This window comes from Pseudomonas sp. ICMP22404 (assembly GCF_006227205.1).
Lineage (GTDB): Bacteria > Pseudomonadota > Gammaproteobacteria > Pseudomonadales > Pseudomonadaceae > Aquipseudomonas.
Genome location: NZ_VCNG01000003.1, coordinates 128,060 through 147,873, shown reverse-complemented (window position 1 = coordinate 147,873; position 19,814 = coordinate 128,060). Strand labels below are relative to the sequence as shown.

General features: G+C 61.1%; 16 protein-coding genes. All 16 read left to right on the top strand.

Annotated elements, in window-relative coordinates:
• The first annotated feature begins 43 nt into the window (after positions 1-43).
• On the top strand, positions 44-1,723 hold the full coding sequence (locus tag FGE05_RS06640) for a DUF1302 domain-containing protein (RefSeq protein WP_139642800.1): 1,680 nt from the start codon (positions 44-46) through the stop codon (positions 1,721-1,723).
• Between the two features lie 12 nt (positions 1,724-1,735).
• On the top strand, positions 1,736-3,100 hold the full coding sequence (locus tag FGE05_RS06635; RefSeq protein WP_139642797.1) for a DUF1329 domain-containing protein: 1,365 nt from the start codon (positions 1,736-1,738) through the stop codon (positions 3,098-3,100).
• Positions 3,101-3,170: 70 nt separating this feature from the next.
• The gene (locus FGE05_RS06630) at positions 3,171-4,274 is read left to right on the top strand and encodes a YCF48-related protein (protein WP_139642796.1); all 1,104 of its coding nucleotides are present in this window, start codon (positions 3,171-3,173) and stop codon (positions 4,272-4,274) included.
• 4 nt (positions 4,275-4,278) lie between these two features.
• Complete coding sequence (locus FGE05_RS06625) at positions 4,279-6,813, top strand: RND family transporter (protein ID WP_139642793.1); 2,535 nt, start codon at positions 4,279-4,281, stop codon at positions 6,811-6,813.
• Positions 6,814-6,936: 123 nt separating this feature from the next.
• Positions 6,937-8,139, top strand: a complete 1,203-nt coding sequence (locus FGE05_RS06620) for an MFS transporter (protein WP_139642791.1) — start codon at positions 6,937-6,939, stop codon at positions 8,137-8,139.
• 48 nt (positions 8,140-8,187) lie between these two features.
• Entirely contained in the window at positions 8,188-9,240 is a 1,053-nt protein-coding gene (locus tag FGE05_RS06615; protein WP_139642788.1) for an aromatic ring-hydroxylating dioxygenase subunit alpha, read from the top strand.
• The gene (locus tag FGE05_RS06610) at positions 9,240-10,193 is read left to right on the top strand and encodes a PDR/VanB family oxidoreductase (protein WP_139642785.1); all 954 of its coding nucleotides are present in this window, start codon (positions 9,240-9,242) and stop codon (positions 10,191-10,193) included. The genes FGE05_RS06615 and FGE05_RS06610 overlap by 1 nt, the downstream gene beginning before the upstream one ends.
• A gap of 79 nt (positions 10,194-10,272) precedes the next feature.
• Entirely contained in the window at positions 10,273-10,845 is a 573-nt protein-coding gene (locus FGE05_RS06605; RefSeq protein ID WP_139642782.1) for a cupin domain-containing protein, read from the top strand.
• Positions 10,842-11,834 (top strand): fumarylacetoacetate hydrolase family protein, encoded by a 993-nt coding sequence (locus FGE05_RS06600; protein ID WP_139642779.1) that lies wholly within the window; start codon positions 10,842-10,844, stop codon positions 11,832-11,834. Before FGE05_RS06605 ends, FGE05_RS06600 begins: the two co-directional genes overlap by 4 nt.
• A complete protein-coding gene (locus tag FGE05_RS06595; RefSeq protein ID WP_139642777.1) occupies positions 11,825-12,832 on the top strand; it encodes an NAD-dependent epimerase/dehydratase family protein in 1,008 nt (335 codons plus the stop codon). The genes FGE05_RS06600 and FGE05_RS06595 overlap by 10 nt, the downstream gene beginning before the upstream one ends.
• A complete protein-coding gene (locus FGE05_RS06590; RefSeq protein WP_139642773.1) occupies positions 12,819-13,604 on the top strand; it encodes a cyclase family protein in 786 nt (261 codons plus the stop codon). The genes FGE05_RS06595 and FGE05_RS06590 overlap by 14 nt, the downstream gene beginning before the upstream one ends.
• A 26-nt stretch (positions 13,605-13,630) precedes the next feature.
• Positions 13,631-14,590, top strand: a complete 960-nt coding sequence (locus tag FGE05_RS06585) for a LysR family transcriptional regulator (protein ID WP_241801811.1) — start codon at positions 13,631-13,633, stop codon at positions 14,588-14,590.
• Positions 14,591-14,689: 99 nt separating this feature from the next.
• A complete protein-coding gene (locus tag FGE05_RS06580; protein ID WP_139642771.1) occupies positions 14,690-15,700 on the top strand; it encodes an ornithine cyclodeaminase family protein in 1,011 nt (336 codons plus the stop codon).
• 27 nt (positions 15,701-15,727) lie between these two features.
• A complete protein-coding gene (locus FGE05_RS06575) occupies positions 15,728-16,744 on the top strand; it encodes a dihydrodipicolinate synthase family protein (RefSeq protein WP_139642768.1) in 1,017 nt (338 codons plus the stop codon).
• Positions 16,745-16,760: 16 nt separating this feature from the next.
• A complete protein-coding gene (locus FGE05_RS06570; RefSeq protein ID WP_139642766.1) occupies positions 16,761-18,230 on the top strand; it encodes an NAD-dependent succinate-semialdehyde dehydrogenase in 1,470 nt (489 codons plus the stop codon).
• A gap of 356 nt (positions 18,231-18,586) precedes the next feature.
• Positions 18,587-19,720, top strand: a complete 1,134-nt coding sequence (locus FGE05_RS06565) for an FAD-dependent oxidoreductase (RefSeq protein ID WP_139642764.1) — start codon at positions 18,587-18,589, stop codon at positions 19,718-19,720.
• The last annotated feature ends 94 nt before the right edge of the window (positions 19,721-19,814 follow it).

The following is a 19,814-nucleotide window of genomic DNA, read 5'->3' as shown; positions in this document are numbered from 1 at the left end:
TCAGAAGAGCTGACATACAACAACAATAAAGAGGGTTACTTCGATGGCTACTCGCAAGATCGCTGCCTCGCGGCGTGTCCCCTTCACCCTGACCCTCGCGGCCAGCCTGGGGCTTGGTGCTTCGGCTGCCCAGGCGTTTCAGATCGATACCGGTAATCCCGATCTCAGCTTGCGTTGGGACAACACGCTGAAGTACAGCGCGGCGTGGCGCCTCAAGAACCCCAGCAGCAAACTCAGCGAGGGCCAGACGGCGCTTAATCAGAATGACGGTGATCATAACTTTGGCAAGGGGCTGATCTCCAATCGCCTGGATATCCTTTCCGAAATGGATATTGGTTATCACAACTTCGGTGCTCGCCTGAGCGGTGCCGCTTGGTACGACACCGTTTACCAAGACCGCAACGACAACAACGACGCGGCCAGTGCCAACCAACGTTCGGTGGGCTTCGACGAGTTCACCAGCGATACCCGTCAGTTGCACGGTGGTGACGGCGAACTGCTGGATGCCTTCGTCTACTGGAACGGTGAATTGGCCGACCGTACCTTATCGGTTCGCGCGGGGCGTCACGGGCTGATCTGGGGGGAGAGTCTGTTCTTCGGCGGCAACGGCATCGCCGGTGCCATGGCACCGGTGGACGTGGTCAAGGCGCAATCGGTACCCAACACCCAGTTCAAGGAAATCACCCGGCCGGTCAACCAACTCTCGACCACCTACCAACTCACTGACGATGTGTCATTGGGCGCCTTCTACCAGCTGGAGTGGGAGGCCACTCGCTTGCCGGGCGCCGGCAGCTATTTCTCCACCAGCGATACCATTGGTGACGGTAATGAGCGGCTGATCACTGGCGGGCCGTTCCCCGATTTCCTTGGCGGTAATGCCAATAGCCCGGCCGCGTTTTTCCATGGCAAGGACAAGAAGGCCAGGAACTCCGGCCAGGGCGGCCTGCAGCTCAAATACAACACTGGGACGACGGATTACGGTTTGTATGCGCTCCAGTATCACGAGAAAACCCCAACGCTGTACTTGAAGCCGAATGCCACCGGGCCGAACTTCAGCACCGGACAAGTCGGCGAATACTCCTGGGTTTACCCGGAAGATATCCGTGTCCTGGGAGCCAGTTTCGCGACCTCCGTCGACGAGTACAGCTTTGCCGGCGAGGCATCGATGCGTTGGAACATGCCGTTGGTGTCCAACGCTCAGACCGTCCTGCCGGGCGTCGAGGCGGACAACAACGATGACGCCCTCTATGCCGTTGGCCGGACGGCCCACGTCAACCTCAACGTCTTGGCGTCCCTGGGTCCTTCCTTTGTCGCCAATGAAGCCAGCCTGGTAGGGGAGGTGGCCTGGAACCGCCTGCTGGCCGTGACCAGGAACCGCGCAGCTCTTGACCCTAACGCCACCGACGACGCCCTGGGCCTGAAACTGGTCTACACGCCGACCTATCGCCAGTTCTTCCCTGGCGTGGATATCAGCGTGCCGCTGGGCATCAGCTATTTCCCCATGGGCAAGTCGGCCGTGATCAGTGGGTTTGGTCCTGACAGAGGAGGGGACATGAACATTGGCGTCTCTGCCACCTATCTGGACCAAGTGACCGTGGGACTGACTTATACCCACTTCTACGGTCCCGAGGACACCAGTCTCAACGCCGCCAATCAGTTCAACTACAAGCAGTCGTTGAAGGACCGGGACTACCTGGCTTTCTCCGTCAAGACCACGTTCTAAGAGGATTTGCGCATGACCATTCAGTTCACTCTAAAGGCCTTGTGCTTAACCCTGCTGGCCGCTGCCGCGCCGATGGCCTTGGCCGCCAGCGCCGAACAGGCGGCCGCGCTGGGCAAGACCCTGACCCCCTTCGGTGCCGAGAAAGCCGGCAATGCCGATGGCAGCATCCCGGCCTGGGACGGTGGCTACACCAAGGTTGATCCGGCCTATGTTCCGGGCGGCAAGCGCGGCGATCCGTTTGCGGCGGACAAACCCTTGTACAGCATTACCGCGCAGAACCTGACCAAGTACGCCGACAAGCTCAGCGACGGTACCAAGGAACTGTTCAAACGTTTCCCGGACACTTATCGCATCGATGTCTATCCGACCCGGCGTACGGCGGCCGCGCCGCAGTGGGTCTATGACAACACGTTCAAGAATGCGACCCGCGCGAAACTGGTGAACAGCAGCGCCGGCCTGATCCCCGACGGTGCCTATGGCGGGATCCCGTTTCCGATTCCGCAGAACGGTACCGAAGCCATCTGGAACCACCTGCTGAACTGGCGCGGTACCTCGGTGGCGGCGCATTTTCGTCACTACCTGATGACTGCCGATGGCAATCAGGTGATGACGAGTGACGGTCTGTTGACCCAGGAAATGCCCTACTACTTCGAGGAGGGCGGTCCTGAGAACTACTCGGGCGATTACTGGCTTGTGCACTTTGTCAATCTCGGCCCGGCGATTCGTGCCGGCGAGCAGATCCTGGGGCGTGAGAACATCAACGGCGATAAATCCCAGGCCCATGTCTATCTGAGTGGCCAGCGTCGGGTGCGCACGCTGCCCAACGCCTGCTGCGATACACCTACGCCGTCCACCGCCGGGGTTATGTCCTTCGATGAGCTGAGCGTGTGGGGAGGTCGAACGGACCGGTTCGACTGGAAACTGGTGGGCAAGCAGGAGATGTACGTTCCCTACAACACCAACAAGGCGCAGAACGCTGCCCAGCCACAGGACCTGTTAGGCAAGCACCATCTGAACCCGGATTACGTTCGTTGGGAGTTGCATCGTGTCTGGGTGGTCGAGTCAACCTTGGCTGCTGGCAAGCGCCACCAGTTGCCCAAGGGCCGTTACTACCTCGACGAAGACACCTGGCAAGCCCTGCTCGGCGACCGTTGGGATGCCAGCGGCCAACTGGCCAAGACCCTCTGGTCGCTGCCTTCCGTATTGCCCGACCTGCCAGGCCTGGTGCAGCTGTCTGCCGGATTCTATGACCTGACCTCCGGTGCGTGGTTCGTTCAGAACCTCTACGCCGGATTGCCAGAGCAGTATCACGCGGTTGATCGCTACAAGGTCTCGGAGTTCTCGCCTGCGGCGATGGCTGGACGTGGCGTGCGTTAAATCCGGGCTGAGCGTGAAGGGTAGGCCTGTCGGTCTGCCCTTGGGGTGTGAGTGTTATTCCGAGGTGGCTATGAACAGAATCAGTCAGGCGGGCTTCTTGCTCTTGGCCTTGTATTTACCCTTTGCCATGAGCGAGTGCCTGGCCGGGTCAAATACCGTGGGCGCACCGCTGAACACCCCGGCCATGGTGGTGCCGGCTGCACAGAAAAGCGTATTGATCGATCTGGCGCGGGCCGGTACACGCCTGGTGGCCGTAGGCGAGCGGGGCCTGGTGCTGCTTTCCGACGACAATGGGCTGCGCTGGCGCCAGGCCTCCGTGCCGGTATCGGTCAGCCTGACGGCGGTGCAGTTCGTCGATGCACAAAATGGCTGGGCCGTCGGCCATGCCGGGGTGGTATTGGCTACGCGTGATGGGGGCGAGCACTGGACGTTGCAACTGGACGGTGCACGCGCGGCGCAGCTCGAACTGGAGGCAGCCAAGGCCGACCAGGCCACCGCTGCCAATCCGGATGACGCATTGCTACGTGTGCAAAGTGCCGAACGTCTTGTTGCCGAGGGCGCGGACAAACCCTTTCTGGCGCTCGAATTCATCGATGCACAGCACGGCCTGATCGTGGGGGCCTACGGACTGGCGCTATGGACTGCCGACGGTGGCGCCACCTGGAAGTCACGGATGGGACACATCGCCAACCCGAACGGGATGCATCTGTACGCCATCAGTCACCAGGGGGCACGCTGGTTCCTGGCTGGCGAGCAGGGTTACCTGGCGCGCTCGGATGACAGTGCGGTTTCGTTCAATCAGCTGCAAAGCCCTTACGAAGGCAGTTTCTTCACCTTGCAGAGCCGCGCTGATGGTGCCCTGTTGGTGGGCGGCCTGAGGGGCAACGCCTTTATCTCCAATGATGGGGGCGACAGCTTCCAACGCCTGTCAGTCCCCATGCCGATTTCCTTCAACGACGCCACCCGCCGTGCCGACGGCCAGGTGCTGTTGGTGAACCAGAGCGGTGTTCTGTTTCGCAATTCCGAGCAGATCGGGGCGGCGCTGCTGCCACTGGGCAAGCCATTGGGGCGGCCTGTTTCAAGCCTGGTCGAGGCGGCCGATGGCAGCCTGATTGTCGCCGGTTTCACTGGGCTGCAGCGTATTGCGCAGCCATCCACTGCCGCTTCGGAGTGAGGTCATGACGTCCCCTAGCCATTTCACCCCGTCTCCTGCGAATGCCTTCGATGACTTTGATCCGCGTTCCGGCTCGGTACTCGAGCGAGCCCTATTCAACCATCGTCTGTGGGTGTTGCTGTTGTGCCTGGCGACCACGCTGGTGCTCGGTTGGCAGTCCAGCCGTGTCGAGCTGAACGCCAGCTTCGAAAAAATGATCCCCACTCAACATCCCTACATCGCGAACTACCTGGAGCACCAACAGGAACTGAGCGGTCTGGGTAACGCGGTGCGCATCGCCGTGGTCAACAAGCGGGGCGACATTTACGACAGCGCTTACCTCAAGACTTTGCAGGCGTTGAGCGACACGATCTATCTGCTGCCCGGTGTCGACCGTGCGTACATGAAGTCATTGTGGACGCCGGCCACGCGCTGGGTGGCGGTGACCGAAGCGGGCCTGGATGGCGGTCCGGTGATTCCGGACAACTACGATGGTGGTGCCGCCAGCCTCGCGGCATTGCGGCGCAATGTGCTGCTGTCCAACGAGATCGGTCAGTTGGTGGCTTTCGACCAGGCCTCGAGCATCATCCACGTGCCACTGCTACAGCGCACCCCTGATGGTCAGCCGTTGGACTACACCAGGCTGTCGCAACAGCTGGAGTCGCTGCGCAGTCAATACCAGAGCGACAGCATCGACATTCGCATCACCGGTTTCGCCAAGAAAGTCGGTGACCTGATCGCCGGCCTGCGGCAGATCCTGATGTTCTTTGCCGTGGCCATCCTGATCACCGCGGTGGTGCTCTACTGGTACACCCGCTGCATACGCAGCACCTTGCTGGTGGTGTTCTGCTCGCTGGTGGCGGTGGTCTGGCAACTCGGCCTGCTGCCGTTGCTGGGCTATCAACTGGACCCCTATTCGGTGCTGGTGCCGTTCCTGGTGTTTGCCATTGGCATGAGCCATGGCGCACAGAAGATGAACGGCATCATGCAGGACATCGGGCGTGGCATGCACCGTGTGGTTGCGGCACGCTTTACCTTCCGCCGTTTGTTTCTGGCCGGCCTCACCGCACTGCTCTGTGATGCGGTTGGCTTCGCGGTGCTGATGATCATCAAGATCCAGGTGATTCAGGACTTGGCGATGATTGCCAGCATCGGTGTGGCCGTGCTGATCTTCACCAATCTGATCCTGCTACCGGTGCTGCTTTCCTATGTGGGTGTCAGCCGCCGCGCGGCTCGGTTGAGTCTGAAGAGCGAGCATGCCGAACAAGCCGGGCAGAGCCGCCATGGGTTCTGGCGCTTCCTCGATTTGTTCACGCAACGTCGCTGGGCCGCCTTGTGCATCGTCTTGAGCCTGACACTGGCGACCGTTGGCTTCGTGGTCAGCCTGCAATTGAAAGTCGGTGATCTCGACGCCGGCGCCCCCGAGTTGCGGGCTGACTCGCGCTACAACCAGGATGATGGGTTTCTGACCCAACACTACGGCGCCAGCAGCGATCTGTTCGCGGTCATGGTCAGGACCCCGGCTAGCGCCTGCTCGCGCTACGACATCCTGAGCAAGGTCGACGCCCTCGATTGGCAACTACGCACCTTGCCAGGCGTGGATTCGACCAATTCCCTGGCGCTGCTCAATCGCCGGATGCTGGTCGGACTGAGCGAAGGCAGCCCGAAGTGGTACGAACTGCAGAATAACCAGGCGATGCTCAACATGGTAACCGCCGGGGCGCCGCGCGGCCTGTACAACGAAGACTGCAGCCTGCTGACGCTCTACGTCTACCTCTCCGACCACAAGGCGCAAACCCTGAGCAGCCTGGTGGATCACGTCGAACAATTCGCCGTGGCGAACAATACCAACGACGTCCAGTTCCTCCTGGCTGCTGGCAATGCCGGGATCGAGGCGGCGACCAACATTGTCGTCAGGCAAGCCAACCGCGAAATGCTGTTCTGGGTCTACGGCGCGGTGATCCTGCTGTGCCTGATCACCTTCCGATCCTGGCGCGCCACGATCTGCGCGGTGATTCCGCTGATGCTTACCTCGATCCTCTGTGAAGCACTGATGGTCTGGCTGAACATCGGCGTCAAGGTCGCGACCCTGCCGGTGATCGCCCTTGGCGTGGGCATCGGCGTCGACTATGCGTTGTACGTGATGAGCATCCTGCTCGGGCACATGCGCCAGGGCGCGAGCCTGTCGGAGTCGTATTACCGGGCACTGCTGTCCACCGGCAAGGTGGTGATGCTGACTGGTGTGACCCTGGCGATCGGCGTGGCCACCTGGATGCTTTCGCCGATCAAGTTCCAGGCCGACATGGGCGTACTGCTGGCCTTCATGTTCGTCTGGAACATGGTCGGGGCGTTGGTACTGCTGCCGGCCCTGGCTCACTTCCTGTTGCCGAGTAAGCGGGCGAGCAAGGGACAGGCCGCACCTGACCTCTTGGATGAGACCAGCCGCTCGATGAATGTGCCGCTGTTTCCCCCCGTGGCGGAGGCGGGCAGGGTGCCGCGTTCGCCGAGCAAGACGGCTTCCGATCACGATCAGACAGCGGCTAATCCAGTCGCGCCATAACAAAAAAGGACATTGCCATGCCTCGCCTGTATTTATTCCAACAGCCTCTCTGGCTTGACTTCATCGCCGGTCTGAGCGCCTTCGGCATGGCGTTTTCCGCGGCCCAACCTGCGCAGGTGCATGATGAACGTTGAACGTCAGGCGGGTTTGTCGCAGTCGTTGTTACTGCTGCTCGGCAGTTGCTTGCCGGTACTGGGGGCGGTGCTGCTGGCGCCTGTGTTGCCACGCATGCAGGCGCATTTCGCCGAGACACCGGGCGTGGCGGTGCTGGTGCCCGTGGCCTTGACGTTACCGGCGCTGATGATTGCCCTGTTGGCGCCTGTCGCTGGAGTCATCGCCGACCGGCTCGGGCGCAAGCCGTTGTTGATCGGCGCCATGCTTCTCTACACCCTCTGCGGAGTGTTGCCTTTCTGGTTGGAGTCACTACCGGCCATCGTAATCAGCCGTGCCGGTATCGGGTTGGCCGAGGCGGCGATCATGACCTGCTGTACCACGATGATGGGTGACTACTACAGCGGTGCGCGGCGGGAGCGCATGTTCGCCCTGCAAATGGTCGCCACCTCGCTGGCGGCGACGATTTTCATTGCCGTCGGTGGCGTGCTCGGCGAGCACGGCTGGCGTACACCTTTTGCCTTGTATGGATTAGGGCTGGTGCTTCTACCGTTGATGGCCTGGCTGCTATGGGAGCCGCGCGCGCGTGAAGTAGCAGCGGCAACAGCGGCGAGAAAGGCGTTTCCCTGGCGTGTCCTGGCGCCGTTGTATGGTCTGGCGTTTCTGGCGGGCCTGAGCCTGTTCATCGTGCCGGTACAAGTCGGCTTCCTGCTCAATTTGCTGCATATCGACGGCTCGCAGCAGATCGGCTTGACCATGGGGGCGAATCAACTTGGGGTACTCGCCGGAGCCTTGGGTTTTCGTTTGCTCAACGGTGTTCCGGCGCATCGAAAAATGCTCCTGGCTTTCGCCACGGCCGGTATCGGCGGCGCACTGATAGCGGCGGCCGGTAGCCATGGGTTGGTGGTGGTCGCCGTCCTGATCAATGGCTTGGGCATCGGTCTGATGATGCCGACCTTGATCACTTGGATCATGGCTCAGGTCGACTTCCATCAACGCGGCCGCGCCGCCGGCGGCTTCACGGCGGCATTCTTCGCCGGCGAGTTCATCAGCCCACTGGCCGTGTTGGCTATCACCGGCGCGGTGAGCGGTGCGTTGCCGACCGCCCTGGGCATCGTCGCAGGCGTCCAGCTCTTGGTAGCCCTGGCCTGCATACGGTTGCGGGGCCGTGGCTCTGCTCTTTCCGTTGCGGTTGCCGCAGATACAAATCGCTGACCTGCGCATTCGACGTTTCATGAAGATAAGAACAACGAGGAGAACACCGTGACTTATTTGCTTAACACCTGGTACATCGCTGGATGGGCAGACGAGCTGGCGCAAGGTGGCCTGCTTGGAAGAACCATCGTCGAGCAACCCATCGTGTTCTTCCGCGATAGCCAGGGTGCGATTCAGGCCCTCGCCGACCGCTGCCCGCACCGTTTTGCCCCGCTGCATATGGGCAAGATTGTCGGCGACAGCGTTCAGTGTCCATACCATGGCTTGCATTTCGATGGCAGTGGTCAATGTACGCACAATCCCCATGGCGACGGGAACATCCCCAAGGCCGCCTGCGTGCGCACGTTCGCGGTCGTTGAGCTCCATGGGGCGATCTGGGTGTGGCCTGGCGATCCGACCCGGGCCGACGATGCGCTGATCCCTGATTTTTCTTTCCTCGAGCGAGCCCCAACCCACGCCAAGGGGCATGGGTATTTACCAACCCGTGCGCACTACGAACTGCTGTCCGACAACATCATGGACCTGAGTCACGTTGATTTCCTGCACCCCGATACGCTCGGTGGCGGGGCGTTGTCACGGGTGCGTGCCAGCGTTGAGGAACTGGCCGATGATCGCGTGCGCATCAGTTGGTGGGCACCTGACGATGTACCTCCGCCGGCTTTCGGCGCGCATCTTGAGGACCCGACCCGGGCGGATGTCTGGGCTGAAGTCATCTGGCACGCCCCTGGCCTGATGCTGCTGGGCAGTGGCGCCACTGCGCCGGGGCGTCCCAGGGAAGAAGGGCCCGTGACATGGAACCTGCATCTGATGACACCCCAGGACGCAAGCAATACCCATTATTTCTTCGCGAATACTCGCAGTTTCGAGCAAGACAATGTGCAGTTGAATGCGTTTGTTCAGGACATGCTGATCGGCATTTTCGCCGGAGAAGACAAACCCATGGTCGAGGCGCAGCAACGCCAGGTCGGCGAGGTTGAATTGCTCGGCCTTAATCCTGTTCTGCTACCGGTCGATGCAGGCGCCGTGCGTTGCCGACGTGTCCTGCGTCGTTTGATCGAGTCTGAGCGGGCGACCGCTGAACAATCGGTGGTTACCCAGTGATGATCGACGTCATTGTGACCCACAAGCATCGCGAAGCCGAGGACATCTACAGCTTCGAGCTGGCCACGGTTGATCACCGTCCGCTGCCAGCGTTCAGTGCCGGCTCGCACATCGACGTGCACCTGCCCAACGGCTTGGTGCGCCAGTACTCGCTGTGCAATCACCCCGAAGAGCGTCACCGCTATCGGCTGGGTGTGCTGCTCGATCCCGTGTCTCGTGGCGGTTCGAAGGCCATGCACGAGCAAGTGCAGGAAGGCAGCCGGCTGCACATCAGCGAGCCACGCAACCTGTTCCCGCTGGCGCATGGGGCAGGGTATAGCCTGCTGTTCGCCGGCGGTATCGGCATTACGCCAATACTTTGCATGGCTGAGCGCCTGGCCCAGATCGGCGCTGCTTTCGAGCTCCATTACTGTGCTCGCTCGACTGAGCGAATGGCCTTTGTCGAATACATCCGACACTCGACCTTCGCCGATCGCGTACATATCCACGTGGACGATGGCGAGGAGGCGCAGCGTCTCGACGCCGCACGGGTTTTGTCCGCACCGGCCGACGACTGTCACCTGTATGTCTGTGGCCCCAATGGCTTCATGGAGCACGTACTTGGCACGGCGCGCGCGCAGGGCTGGACCGAGGCGCAATTGCATCGTGAATACTTTGCCACCGCCGTTGTACCTGCCCATGAGGTGGGTGGCTTTGAGGTGCAGCTGGCCAGCACCGGGCAATGCCTGCAGGTGCCTGCCGATCGCAGCGTGGCCCAGGTGCTGCTGGAGGCCGGTATCGACATTCCCCTGTCCTGCGAACAGGGCATCTGTGGGACCTGCCTGACGCGTGTACTGGAGGGTGAGCCGGAGCATCGCGACATGTTCCTGACCGATGCCGAGAGGGCCCGTAATGACCAGTTCACGCCTTGCTGCTCACGGGCCAGGAGCGCGCGACTGGTTTTGGATCTTTAGGTTTTTCATGAATCCATCTATGTCCGTTGCGGCGCCATTTTTCGCCAAGCCGGTCGGCAGACTGATTGAGGAGTCGAACATGCAGCAACTTCCAGGTTTCAAACGTGTGGTCACCGGGCACGATGCCCAGGGCCTGGCGGTGGTCGCACTCAGCGGACCAACGCCCAATAGTTTCCCGCTCAAGGCGGTACCCGGCACGGTCTTTCATGAGATCTGGAACAGCGGCGCCAGCCCGGCCGTGCTGGATAACGGCGACGACCCCACCGACAAGCCGCTGCAATTGAGTCCTGTACCACAGGGCAGCGTCATTCGCGTGGTGGACATCCCGCCTGACAGCGTGCAGAACCAGGTCAGTGCCGAGGCTGCCGCAGCTGCCTTCGCTGAAATCGGCCAGGCCCATGCGGGTACAGGGCAGGCTGATTCGAGACACAAGCTGATGCACCGTACTGAAACGCTTGATTACGGCGTGGTCACGGAGGGTGAGGTCTGGCTGGTATTGGATGGCGAGGAGGTGCATCTCAAGCGCGGTGACATCGTCGTGCAACGAGGCACTAATCACGCTTGGAGCAATCGTACCGAGCAAATGGCGCGGATGCTGTTCGTCCTGCTCGATGGCCGCTTCGCCCCTGAGCTGCAAGGAGAACACGTATGAAGCTCAGCACCTTGAAGAATCACAGCCGCGACGGCCGCTTGCTGGTGGTCTCGCGCGACTTGGCCTGGGCAGTGGATGCCAGTGATATTGCCGCGACGCTGCAAGAGGCCATTGATCATTGGCCAAGCGTCGAGACCGCGTTGCGCACCCGTTATGACGCCTTGAACGAAGGCGCGCTGGCGGCTGCCTTTGCCTTCGATCCACAGCTCGCTGCGGCGCCGTTACCGCGAGCCTGGCAGTGGTTGGATGCGTCGTCATTCCTCAGTCATGGGGAGCGAATGCAAAAGGCCTTTTCGCTCGATCCGATTGAAGGCGTCGAACACACGCCGCTGATGTATCAGGGCTGCGGCGACGATTTCCTGGGGCCCCACGACGACATCGTGCTACCCAGTGAAGCCCACGGCATCGACTTCGAAGGTGAGTATGCGGTGTTGGTCGATGACGTGCCCATGGGCTGTTCGGCAGAAGAAGCCGCAAGCCATATCCGACTCATCCTGCAAGTCAACGATGTCAGCCTGCGAGCGCTCGCTCCCCGTGAAATGAAGACCGGCTTTGGTTTTATCCAAGCCAAGTCCTCCTCCAGTTTCGCCCCGGTGGCGATTACCCCCGACGAGCTGGGCGAGGCCTGGCGTGACGGACGTGTACACCTGCCACTGCGAGTGGAATGGAACGGCCAATGGTTTGGTCATGCCCATGGCGGAGCCATGCATTTTGGCTTTCATCAGCTGATTGCTCATGCGGCGCTGACCCGACGCCTCCGGGCCGGCTGCCTGATAGGTTCCGGTACCGTTTCCAATTCCGACCCCAGTGTTGGCGCTGCTTGTATCGCCGAGCGTCGTGCCGTTGAAATGATTGAGCAAGGCGCGCCACAGACGCCGTTCATGCGCTTTGGTGATCGCGTGCGCATGGAGGTCTTCGATCAGCAAGGGCAGTCGGTCTTCGGCGCGATAGAGCAACGTGTCGTGCGCGGAGACCTGCCATGCGCGTGATGATTACCGGGGCCAATGGTTTTATCGGGCGGGCGCTGGTGACGCGATTGCTCGAAAGCGGTGAGCTACGCGGTCGCCCCATCAGCACCGTGATACTGCTGGACAAGGCGCTGGTAGGGTTTGCCGAGGACCAGCGCTTGCGCCGACATTACGGTAGTGTCACCGACGCCGCGCTGTTACGTCGGGCGCTGGCCGATGGTATCGACGTGGTTTTTCATCTGGTCAGCATCCCGGGCGGGGCGGCCGAAGAGCATTACTCCCTGGGCTATCAGGTCAACCTGTTGGCGAGCCTGGAGTTGCTTGACCAATTGCGCGATCAGCCTGGCCCGCCAGTGCTGGTGTATGCCAGCAGCGTGGCGGTATACGGCGGCGATCTGCCAGGGCGCCTCGATGAGCGTGCCGTACCGCGCCCGCAGTTGAGTTACGGCACACACAAGTTGATGGTGGAGATGGCGCTCAGCGATCTGGCCCGACGAGGCGAGGTGGACGGTCGTGCCGTTCGCTTGCCTGGCATTGTCGCCCGTCCACGTGAACCCAACGGACTGCGTTCGGCGTTCATGAGCGATCTGTTGCACGCTTTCGCCGAAGGTCAGTCGTACTGCTGTCCGGTATCGCCGCAGGCACAAGCCTGGTGGATGTCCGTGAAGTGTTGCGTGGATAACCTGTTACGTGCCGCTGAGTTGCAGGCAGGAGAGCTTGGTGATTCGCGGGTCTGGCAGTTGCCGCTGCTGCACCTGTCCATTGCCCAGGTCATCGATGCCCTGGCCGCTGCCTACGGCCAGGAGCGCCGCGCACTGATCCGCTTCGCGCCGGATGCCGGACTGCAAGCATTGTTTGGGCAGTTTCCGGCGATGAAAACCCCTCAGGCCCGCGCCCTTGGCTTTCGTCATGACGGCTCAGCCAGTGCCCTGATACGCAACAGTTTGAATACCGCTGCCTCGGCGCGTCGTGCGCGTGGGCGAGTGATGACTGGAGTGACCGAAAATGCAATCGACTAAACGCCGTCTGGTAGACCTGTCCGTTACCCTGGACAACAACCCATACACCGACCCGCCGCCGTTGCTGCCTAAGATCGACTACATGGATCATCAGCTGGGCTGGCCGGAGATGGCCGCGATGTTCCCCGGCCTGTCCAAGGCGCAACTGCCTGGCGATGAGTCCTGGGCCGCGGAACGTTTGCAGATCACCACTCACAGCGGCACGCATATGGACGCTCCGTGGCATTACGCTTCGACCACTGACGGCGGTAAGCCGGCTTTCGGTATCGACGAGCTGCCGTTGGAGTGGTGCCTGCAGCCCGGCGTGAAACTCGATTTTCGTCATCTGCCGGATGGCCATGTGGTGAGTGCCGCGCAAGTGCAGGCTGAGTTAGTACGCATCGGTCATGACCTGCAGCCACTGGACATCGTCCTGGTCAACACTCGCGCCGGTGCGTTGTTTGGGCAACCGGGCTATCTGGATGCCGGGGTGGGCATTGGTCGCGAGGCCACGTTGTATTTGCTGGAACGTGGTGTGCGAGTGGTTGGCACTGATGCCTGGAGCTGGGATGCACCATTCAAATACACACGTGAGCGCTTCGCTGCCACGGGAGACGCCTCGATTATCTGGGAAGGACACAAGGCCGGGCGCGACATCGGCTACGGCCAGATGGAGAAACTGGCCAACCTTGAGTGTCTGCCTGCCCACGGTTTCCAGGTGTCCTGTTTTCCCTACAAGATCAGGCACGCCTCGGCCGGTTTCGTCCGCGCCGTAGCGATCTTCGAGGAGTGAGCCTGCACGAAGAACAGGGGGACGACATGCTCAACGATAAGAATCTTCGGGCTGCCTCGATACTCGGCCCCGCCGCACAACCTGCGGCCACCGGGTTGACGATTGTCGATCCTCGATGGACTTTGTTCATACGCGTCGCGGCGGCTGGAAGTCTCAGTAAGGCGGCTGTCCTGCTGGATACACCTCAGTCCATGGTAAGTCGAGGTATTGCCCAGCTCGAAACACAATGCGGTGAGCGGCTGTTTCACCGTACTGGACGTGGGGTGGTCCTGACTGAATTCGGCGAGCAATTGCTGCCTTGCGTATCGGGTCTTCTCGCGGACGCCGAGAGCCTTGCCGACGATATCCGCAACCGGCGTGGAAAGCCGGTGGGCGAGGTGGTTGTCGGCATCCTGCCCTCTGCGGTACGTCGGTTTGCCGGTACACTTTTTGCGGCCGTACAGGCACAGATGCCGGGAGTGCGGTTGCACCTGATCGAGGGCGCGAGCGCTCAACTCGAAGAGCAGTTGCATGACGGTCGTCTCGATATGGCGTTGGTGCTGCGCGAGAATGAAGCAAGCATCGGCGAGGCGTATCTGCTGGCCAGGCTTCCCCTGCATTTGGTAGGCCCCGCGACCGATCCAATCTTCGCCCATCGGGATATCGCACTCAAACAGCTATCCGGATTGCCATTGGTGGTGCCAGGGCGCCCGCATTTACTCAGGGCCAGGCTCGATCACCTGGCGGTCGAGCAGGCCATGGAACTGCACATCGCGGTGGAGGCCGACTCCGTCCAGCTCCAATATGAAGTCGTCGCGGCGGGCGGAGGCTATGCGATTGCCTCGGTGCTACCGGGTTCGCTGGATCAACGATTGATGTCCTCACGCATTGTCGCTCCCGTTCTTGAGCGTTTTGTCGTGCTTGCCGAATCTCCTCGCCGTCCTGTGACCCGTGCCTCCCGCGAGGTACGTCGGTTAATCTGCAATCTGGCCATGCCATCGATTTGAGCGATAGCTGCTTTCGATTCCTAGCAGTATTCGGCGTGGTGGACGCCTCGTAGGGTGTCAGTCAATCAATGGCTGATACCCGATTGCGAGGTTAGCAAGATGCATGACTCCCCAGTGCCCCCAGTAATTGCCCCGACACTCTTTCTCAGCGATGCCGATGTTGCCTCGCTCTGTGACTGGAGTGCAGCCGTTGCTGCGCTCGCCGAAGCGTATGCCTGTCCCGCCTCCGACGCCATGGTGCCGCCTCGCTCCATGGCTCGGGGCGACGGGATCTGGCTACGCAGTTTGACGGCCGTGCCTCCCGCGGGCGGCCATATGGGCTGCAAATTGATCGCGGCGTCCATGCGTGCCCGTTGCGCCAGTTATCTGATCGCACTGTTCAACCAGCAAACCATGGCCCTCAGTGCGTTGATCGATGGCAACCGGGTGACTGGGTTGCGCACCGCTGCTACCGCCGCACTGGCGGTGGATCTGCTAGCGCCCCGGCGGGCCCTGCGGGTCGGCGTGATTGGGGCGGGGTTCGAGGCGCGCGGTGCGCTTGACTGCCTTAAATCCGTGCGGGAAGTGGCGCGAGTACGAGTGTTCAGTCCGACACCCGCGAGCCGTGAGCGGTTTGCTGAAAGCTTCAAGTCTGTGCTGGATATCCAGGCGGTCAGCACAGCACCGGAAGCGGTGCAGGACTGCGATGTGGTGATCTGTGCCGCGCGCAGTCGTGACGAATCTCCCGTATTGCTGGGGGAATGGCTGCCTGCGGGTGCAACGGTGGTTTCATTGGGCTCCACCTTGCCTGAGCAACGGGAGGTTGACCCGGTCACGATGGATCGAGCCGCCTGCATCATCGCTGATATGCCGCAGGAGGTGCTTCACGATACCGGTGACGCCATTGCTGCTATCAGCGCTGGCATTTATATCGCCGACAAACTGGTCGCGTTGGCGGATCTGGTCGCAGGTGGTGTCACGCCGCGTCGAAATGCAAGCGACATCGTCCTCTACAAGTCGGTGGGCTCGGCGCTGCAGGATGTCGTCATTGCACAAGCGCTGTACGAGCGCGCCAAGCAACAAGGCCTCGGTATCGCGCTGCCCGCCAGCATTGTTCCTGTCTCGAAATAAACCCTCCACTGTTCGAAGGAAATCATCATGGCCACCTATAAAAAAGCCGATGCCCGTACCTGGGCCCGTGAAAACCTGATTGGCTGCTCGGCAGTCACCATCCCCAGCTTCAGCGCCGACCTGAAGCGCCTCAATGAACGCGGCATACGCCACGACATCGAACATACGGTCGGACTCGGCTACAGCAGCACATTGCTGTGCAGCGAGTTGACGATCTCTGCTCAGGAAAACGCCCAGTTTACCGCCTGGGCCCGGGAGTCGGGGAAAGACCTGATTCTGTTCTTCCACGCGGCATTTGGCACCCTTGCCGAAAACATCGAGGCGGTGAAGCTCGCCGAGAAAGCCGGCGCAGACATCGTCCTGCTCTCCTATCCTCCACAGTTCTGGCCGACCAGCGAGCAGGAAATCTACGACTACACCAAGTCGTTCTGTGATGCGACGAACCTGGCGGTCATGCTGTTCCCGATTCCGCTCTGGGGGTTTGAGCGCGTGCATCCGGCGGGCATGTCGCTGGCGCTGGTGCATCGCCTGTTGACCGATTGTCCGAACATCGCGGCCATCAAGTCGGAGCAAGGGTTCCCGCTGCCGGCAGGCATCTGCGAAATGTATTACCACTTCCGCGATCAGGTGGTGATCAGTTGCCCGATCGAAGGCGATGCCATTCCCTTGATGAGCCTGATGAAGCTGCAGTTTTCCGGCACCAGCAATACCGCCTGGATGAGCGACTACTACCCCAAGGCGTTCGAGCTGGCACGTACGGGGCGGTTCGAGGAGGCGATGGAACTGTACTGGAAGGTCAATCCTGCGCGGAGTGCCAACGGCGCCGCCGCTCAGACCTATGCGGGCGGCACCGGGGTGCTCAATCGTACGATGTGGAAATACCAGGACTGGCTTGCCGGGTTCAATGGTGGCCCGCTTCGGGCGCCGGCGATGCGCGTGCCGGATCGCCTCATGAAGTCTCTGCGCCAAGGACTGGTGGCCGCAGGCCTGCCAGTGACTTCGGATCCCGATAGCGCCTTCATGATCGGGCGTCACCCTTGCTGAGCATGAGGATTCCAACGTGCATCATTTACTGAAAGATCCCACGCTATGGCGTACCGGTGCCTATATCGGTGGCGAATGGCTGAACGAAACGCCGCACGGTCGGTATACGCTGCGTAATCCGGTCGATCAAACCGTACTCATCGAGTTGCCGTGCTGCCGCGAAACCGAAGTGCGACGTGCTATCGATGCCGCCCATGAGGCCTTTGGTCCGTGGCGTCGCTTGACGGCCAAACGTCGTGGCGAGGTGTTGCGTCGCTGGTATGAGTTAATGGTTGAACATCGCGAGGACATCGCCACGCTGATCACTTTGGAGGAGGGCAAGCCACTGGACGAGGCCCGTGGTGAAGTCGATTACGCCGCCTCCTTCGTGCGATGGTTTTCGGAGGAGGCCACGCGGGTACGTGGCGACCTGATCCCCGGTGTGAAAGACACCCAGCGTATCATCGCATTGCGCGAGCCAATCGGGGTCTGCGCCGCCATTACGCCATGGAACTTCCCCGCGGCCATGATTACCCGCAAGGCGGCTCCAGCGCTCGCGGCGGGTTGCACGATGGTCGTCAAACCGGCAAGCCAGACACCAATGACAGCCCTCGCGCTCGCCGAACTGGCCCAGCGCGCCGGGGTGCCGACAGGTGTCTTGAGCGTGATCACCGGTAACGACACCCGAGCAATCGCGGGCGAACTTACGGCTAACCCGTTGGTGCGCAAGCTCACGTTTACGGGCTCTACTGAAGTGGGCCGGCTGCTGTTGGCGCAAGCGGCGCAAACCGTCAAGAAATGCTCGATGGAACTGGGCGGCAACGCTCCCTTCATTGTCTTCGATGACGCTGATCTTGATGCTGCTGCCGACGGGGTCATACACGCCAAGTTTCGCAACAGCGGTCAGTCCTGTATCGGTGCGAACCGGGTGTTGGTACAGGCTGGGGTATATGACGCGCTGGCCGAGCGTATTGTCGAACGTGTGGCACGGCTCAAGGTGGGCAACGGTCTCGAGGCCGGCGTGCAGGTAGGCCCGATGATCGATGAGGCCGCGGTGCAGAAATCCCAAGCGCTTGTCGATGACGCCCTGGCGCAGGGAGCCCGGTTGTTGTCTGGCGGTAGTCGTCATGCAATCGGCGGGGGATTCTTCCAGCCCACGGTACTTGCCGACGTGACCCATGGGATGCGGATGGCCCGGGAGGAGATTTTCGGCCCGGTCATGCCGCTGTTGCGTTTCGAGACGGAGGACGAAGCGATCACGATGGCCAACGACAGCGAGTATGGTCTCGCCGCCTACTTGTACAGCCGTGATGCGACACGTATCTGGCGCACCGCAGCGCGCATTGAATCCGGCATGGTCGGGATCAACTGCGGTCTGATATCCAATGAAGTCGCCCCCTTCGGTGGGGTCAAGCAGAGCGGTTTGGGGCGAGAAGGATCCCACCTTGGGATCGACGAGTTCCTTGAGGTGAAATATCTCTGCTGGGATGGCCTGGAAAGCATCTGAAACTGAAGTAGCCGGGGGGGCGGTGGAGGGCGGTTACAGGAGCCGTACCTCATCGGCCTCCTGTATTTTTCTGCGTGGGCGAACTGTCCCGTGCGGGCTGACAATGCTCGGTTCTGCCGCAAGGGCAGGCCCCGAGAAATTCCGCAGCCTCATCTGCGGCAGCCATCGCCGCCAGCGATACCTCGGATTGTGGAATGCGATTTCAGCGCGGATATCCAATTCGATAGGCTCTTCCTTGATCCGGCCTGGGAGCCGGAATTTCATGAGTTTCAGCCCTCGGTCGATAGTGTCGCTGAACGCTTCGGTGCGCAATGCAATGTCAGCCCGATAGAAATAAGAATAATTAGGAGAGCGTGATGATTGCAGCAGTCAATAAAGTCCTGGTTGTCGGAGGCGGTTTTTCCGGTATGACAGCGGCTATCCAGCTTGCCCGTCAGGGCGTCGATGTGGATCTGGTCGAGATAGATCCGTTATGGTGCCCCCTCGGAGCTGGCATTACGCTGAGCGGCCCTACGTTAAGAGCGCTTGATACTGTCGGCATCCTTGAACGGGTGGCCGAGGAAGGGTATCTGTCCACCGACTTCGATGTGTTTTCACCGGCTGGCGACCTGATCGTGCAGTTGGCGCTTCGAGCCCCCGTCAGCCATAAGCAGATCCCCTGTGGCGGCGGCATCCTGCGTCCAGTGCTGGCGCGGATTTTTGCCGATAAAACACGGGAAGTAGGCACTCACGTGCGCCTTGGCATGACGTTCGACAGCATCGTCGAGCATGGGGATGGTGTCGAGGTGACGTTCACCGACGGGACCCATGGACGCTATGACCTGGTCATCGCCGCCGACGGCGTGCATTCGCGGATGCGAAAGGAGTTTTTTTCAGAGGCGCCATCGCCTAAACCCCTTCACCAGAGTGTCTGGCGTGCAGTGCTCAAGCGGCCGTCGGAGATTGTCCGCCCCAGTCACTGGCTGGGACGTACCAAGGTCGGCGTCAATCCGATTTCCGCCACGCACATGTATATGTTCCTCATGGAAAACCGGGAGTTTTCCGAGTGGATCGATCCGGCGAACTGGGCAAGCGAAATGGCCCGCCTGCTGGGTGAGTTCCCTGCGCCGATCCTGCGGACGCTTGTGCCGCAACTGTACGAGCCGGGCGCCAATATCGATTACCGTCCGCTGGCCAATCTGTTGGTACCCCTGCCATGGCATAAAGGCCGCATCGTGATGATAGGGGACACGGTGCATGCCACCACACCTCATCTGGCTTCCGGGGCCGGCATTGGCATCGAGAGTGCCATCGTGCTCGCCGAAGAACTGCTTGCCGCGAGCGATCTACAGGCGGCCTTGTGTCGGTTCGAAGCACGACGTTGGGAGCGTTGCCAATTGGTGGTCGAGAATTCCGCACGGTTGTGCGAAATAGAAAAAGGCGGCGGCGACAAACAGGAACATGCCCAGATCATGGGCGACTCCATGGCGACGTTGGCTGAGCCGATCTGAGGGATCGCAAGCCTTCGGCTGGAGCAGGACGGTCGGGCTATTGCCGCGGCGGTGGTGGTAACCAGGCCGACGGCCCGGATACCCACCAACGGCG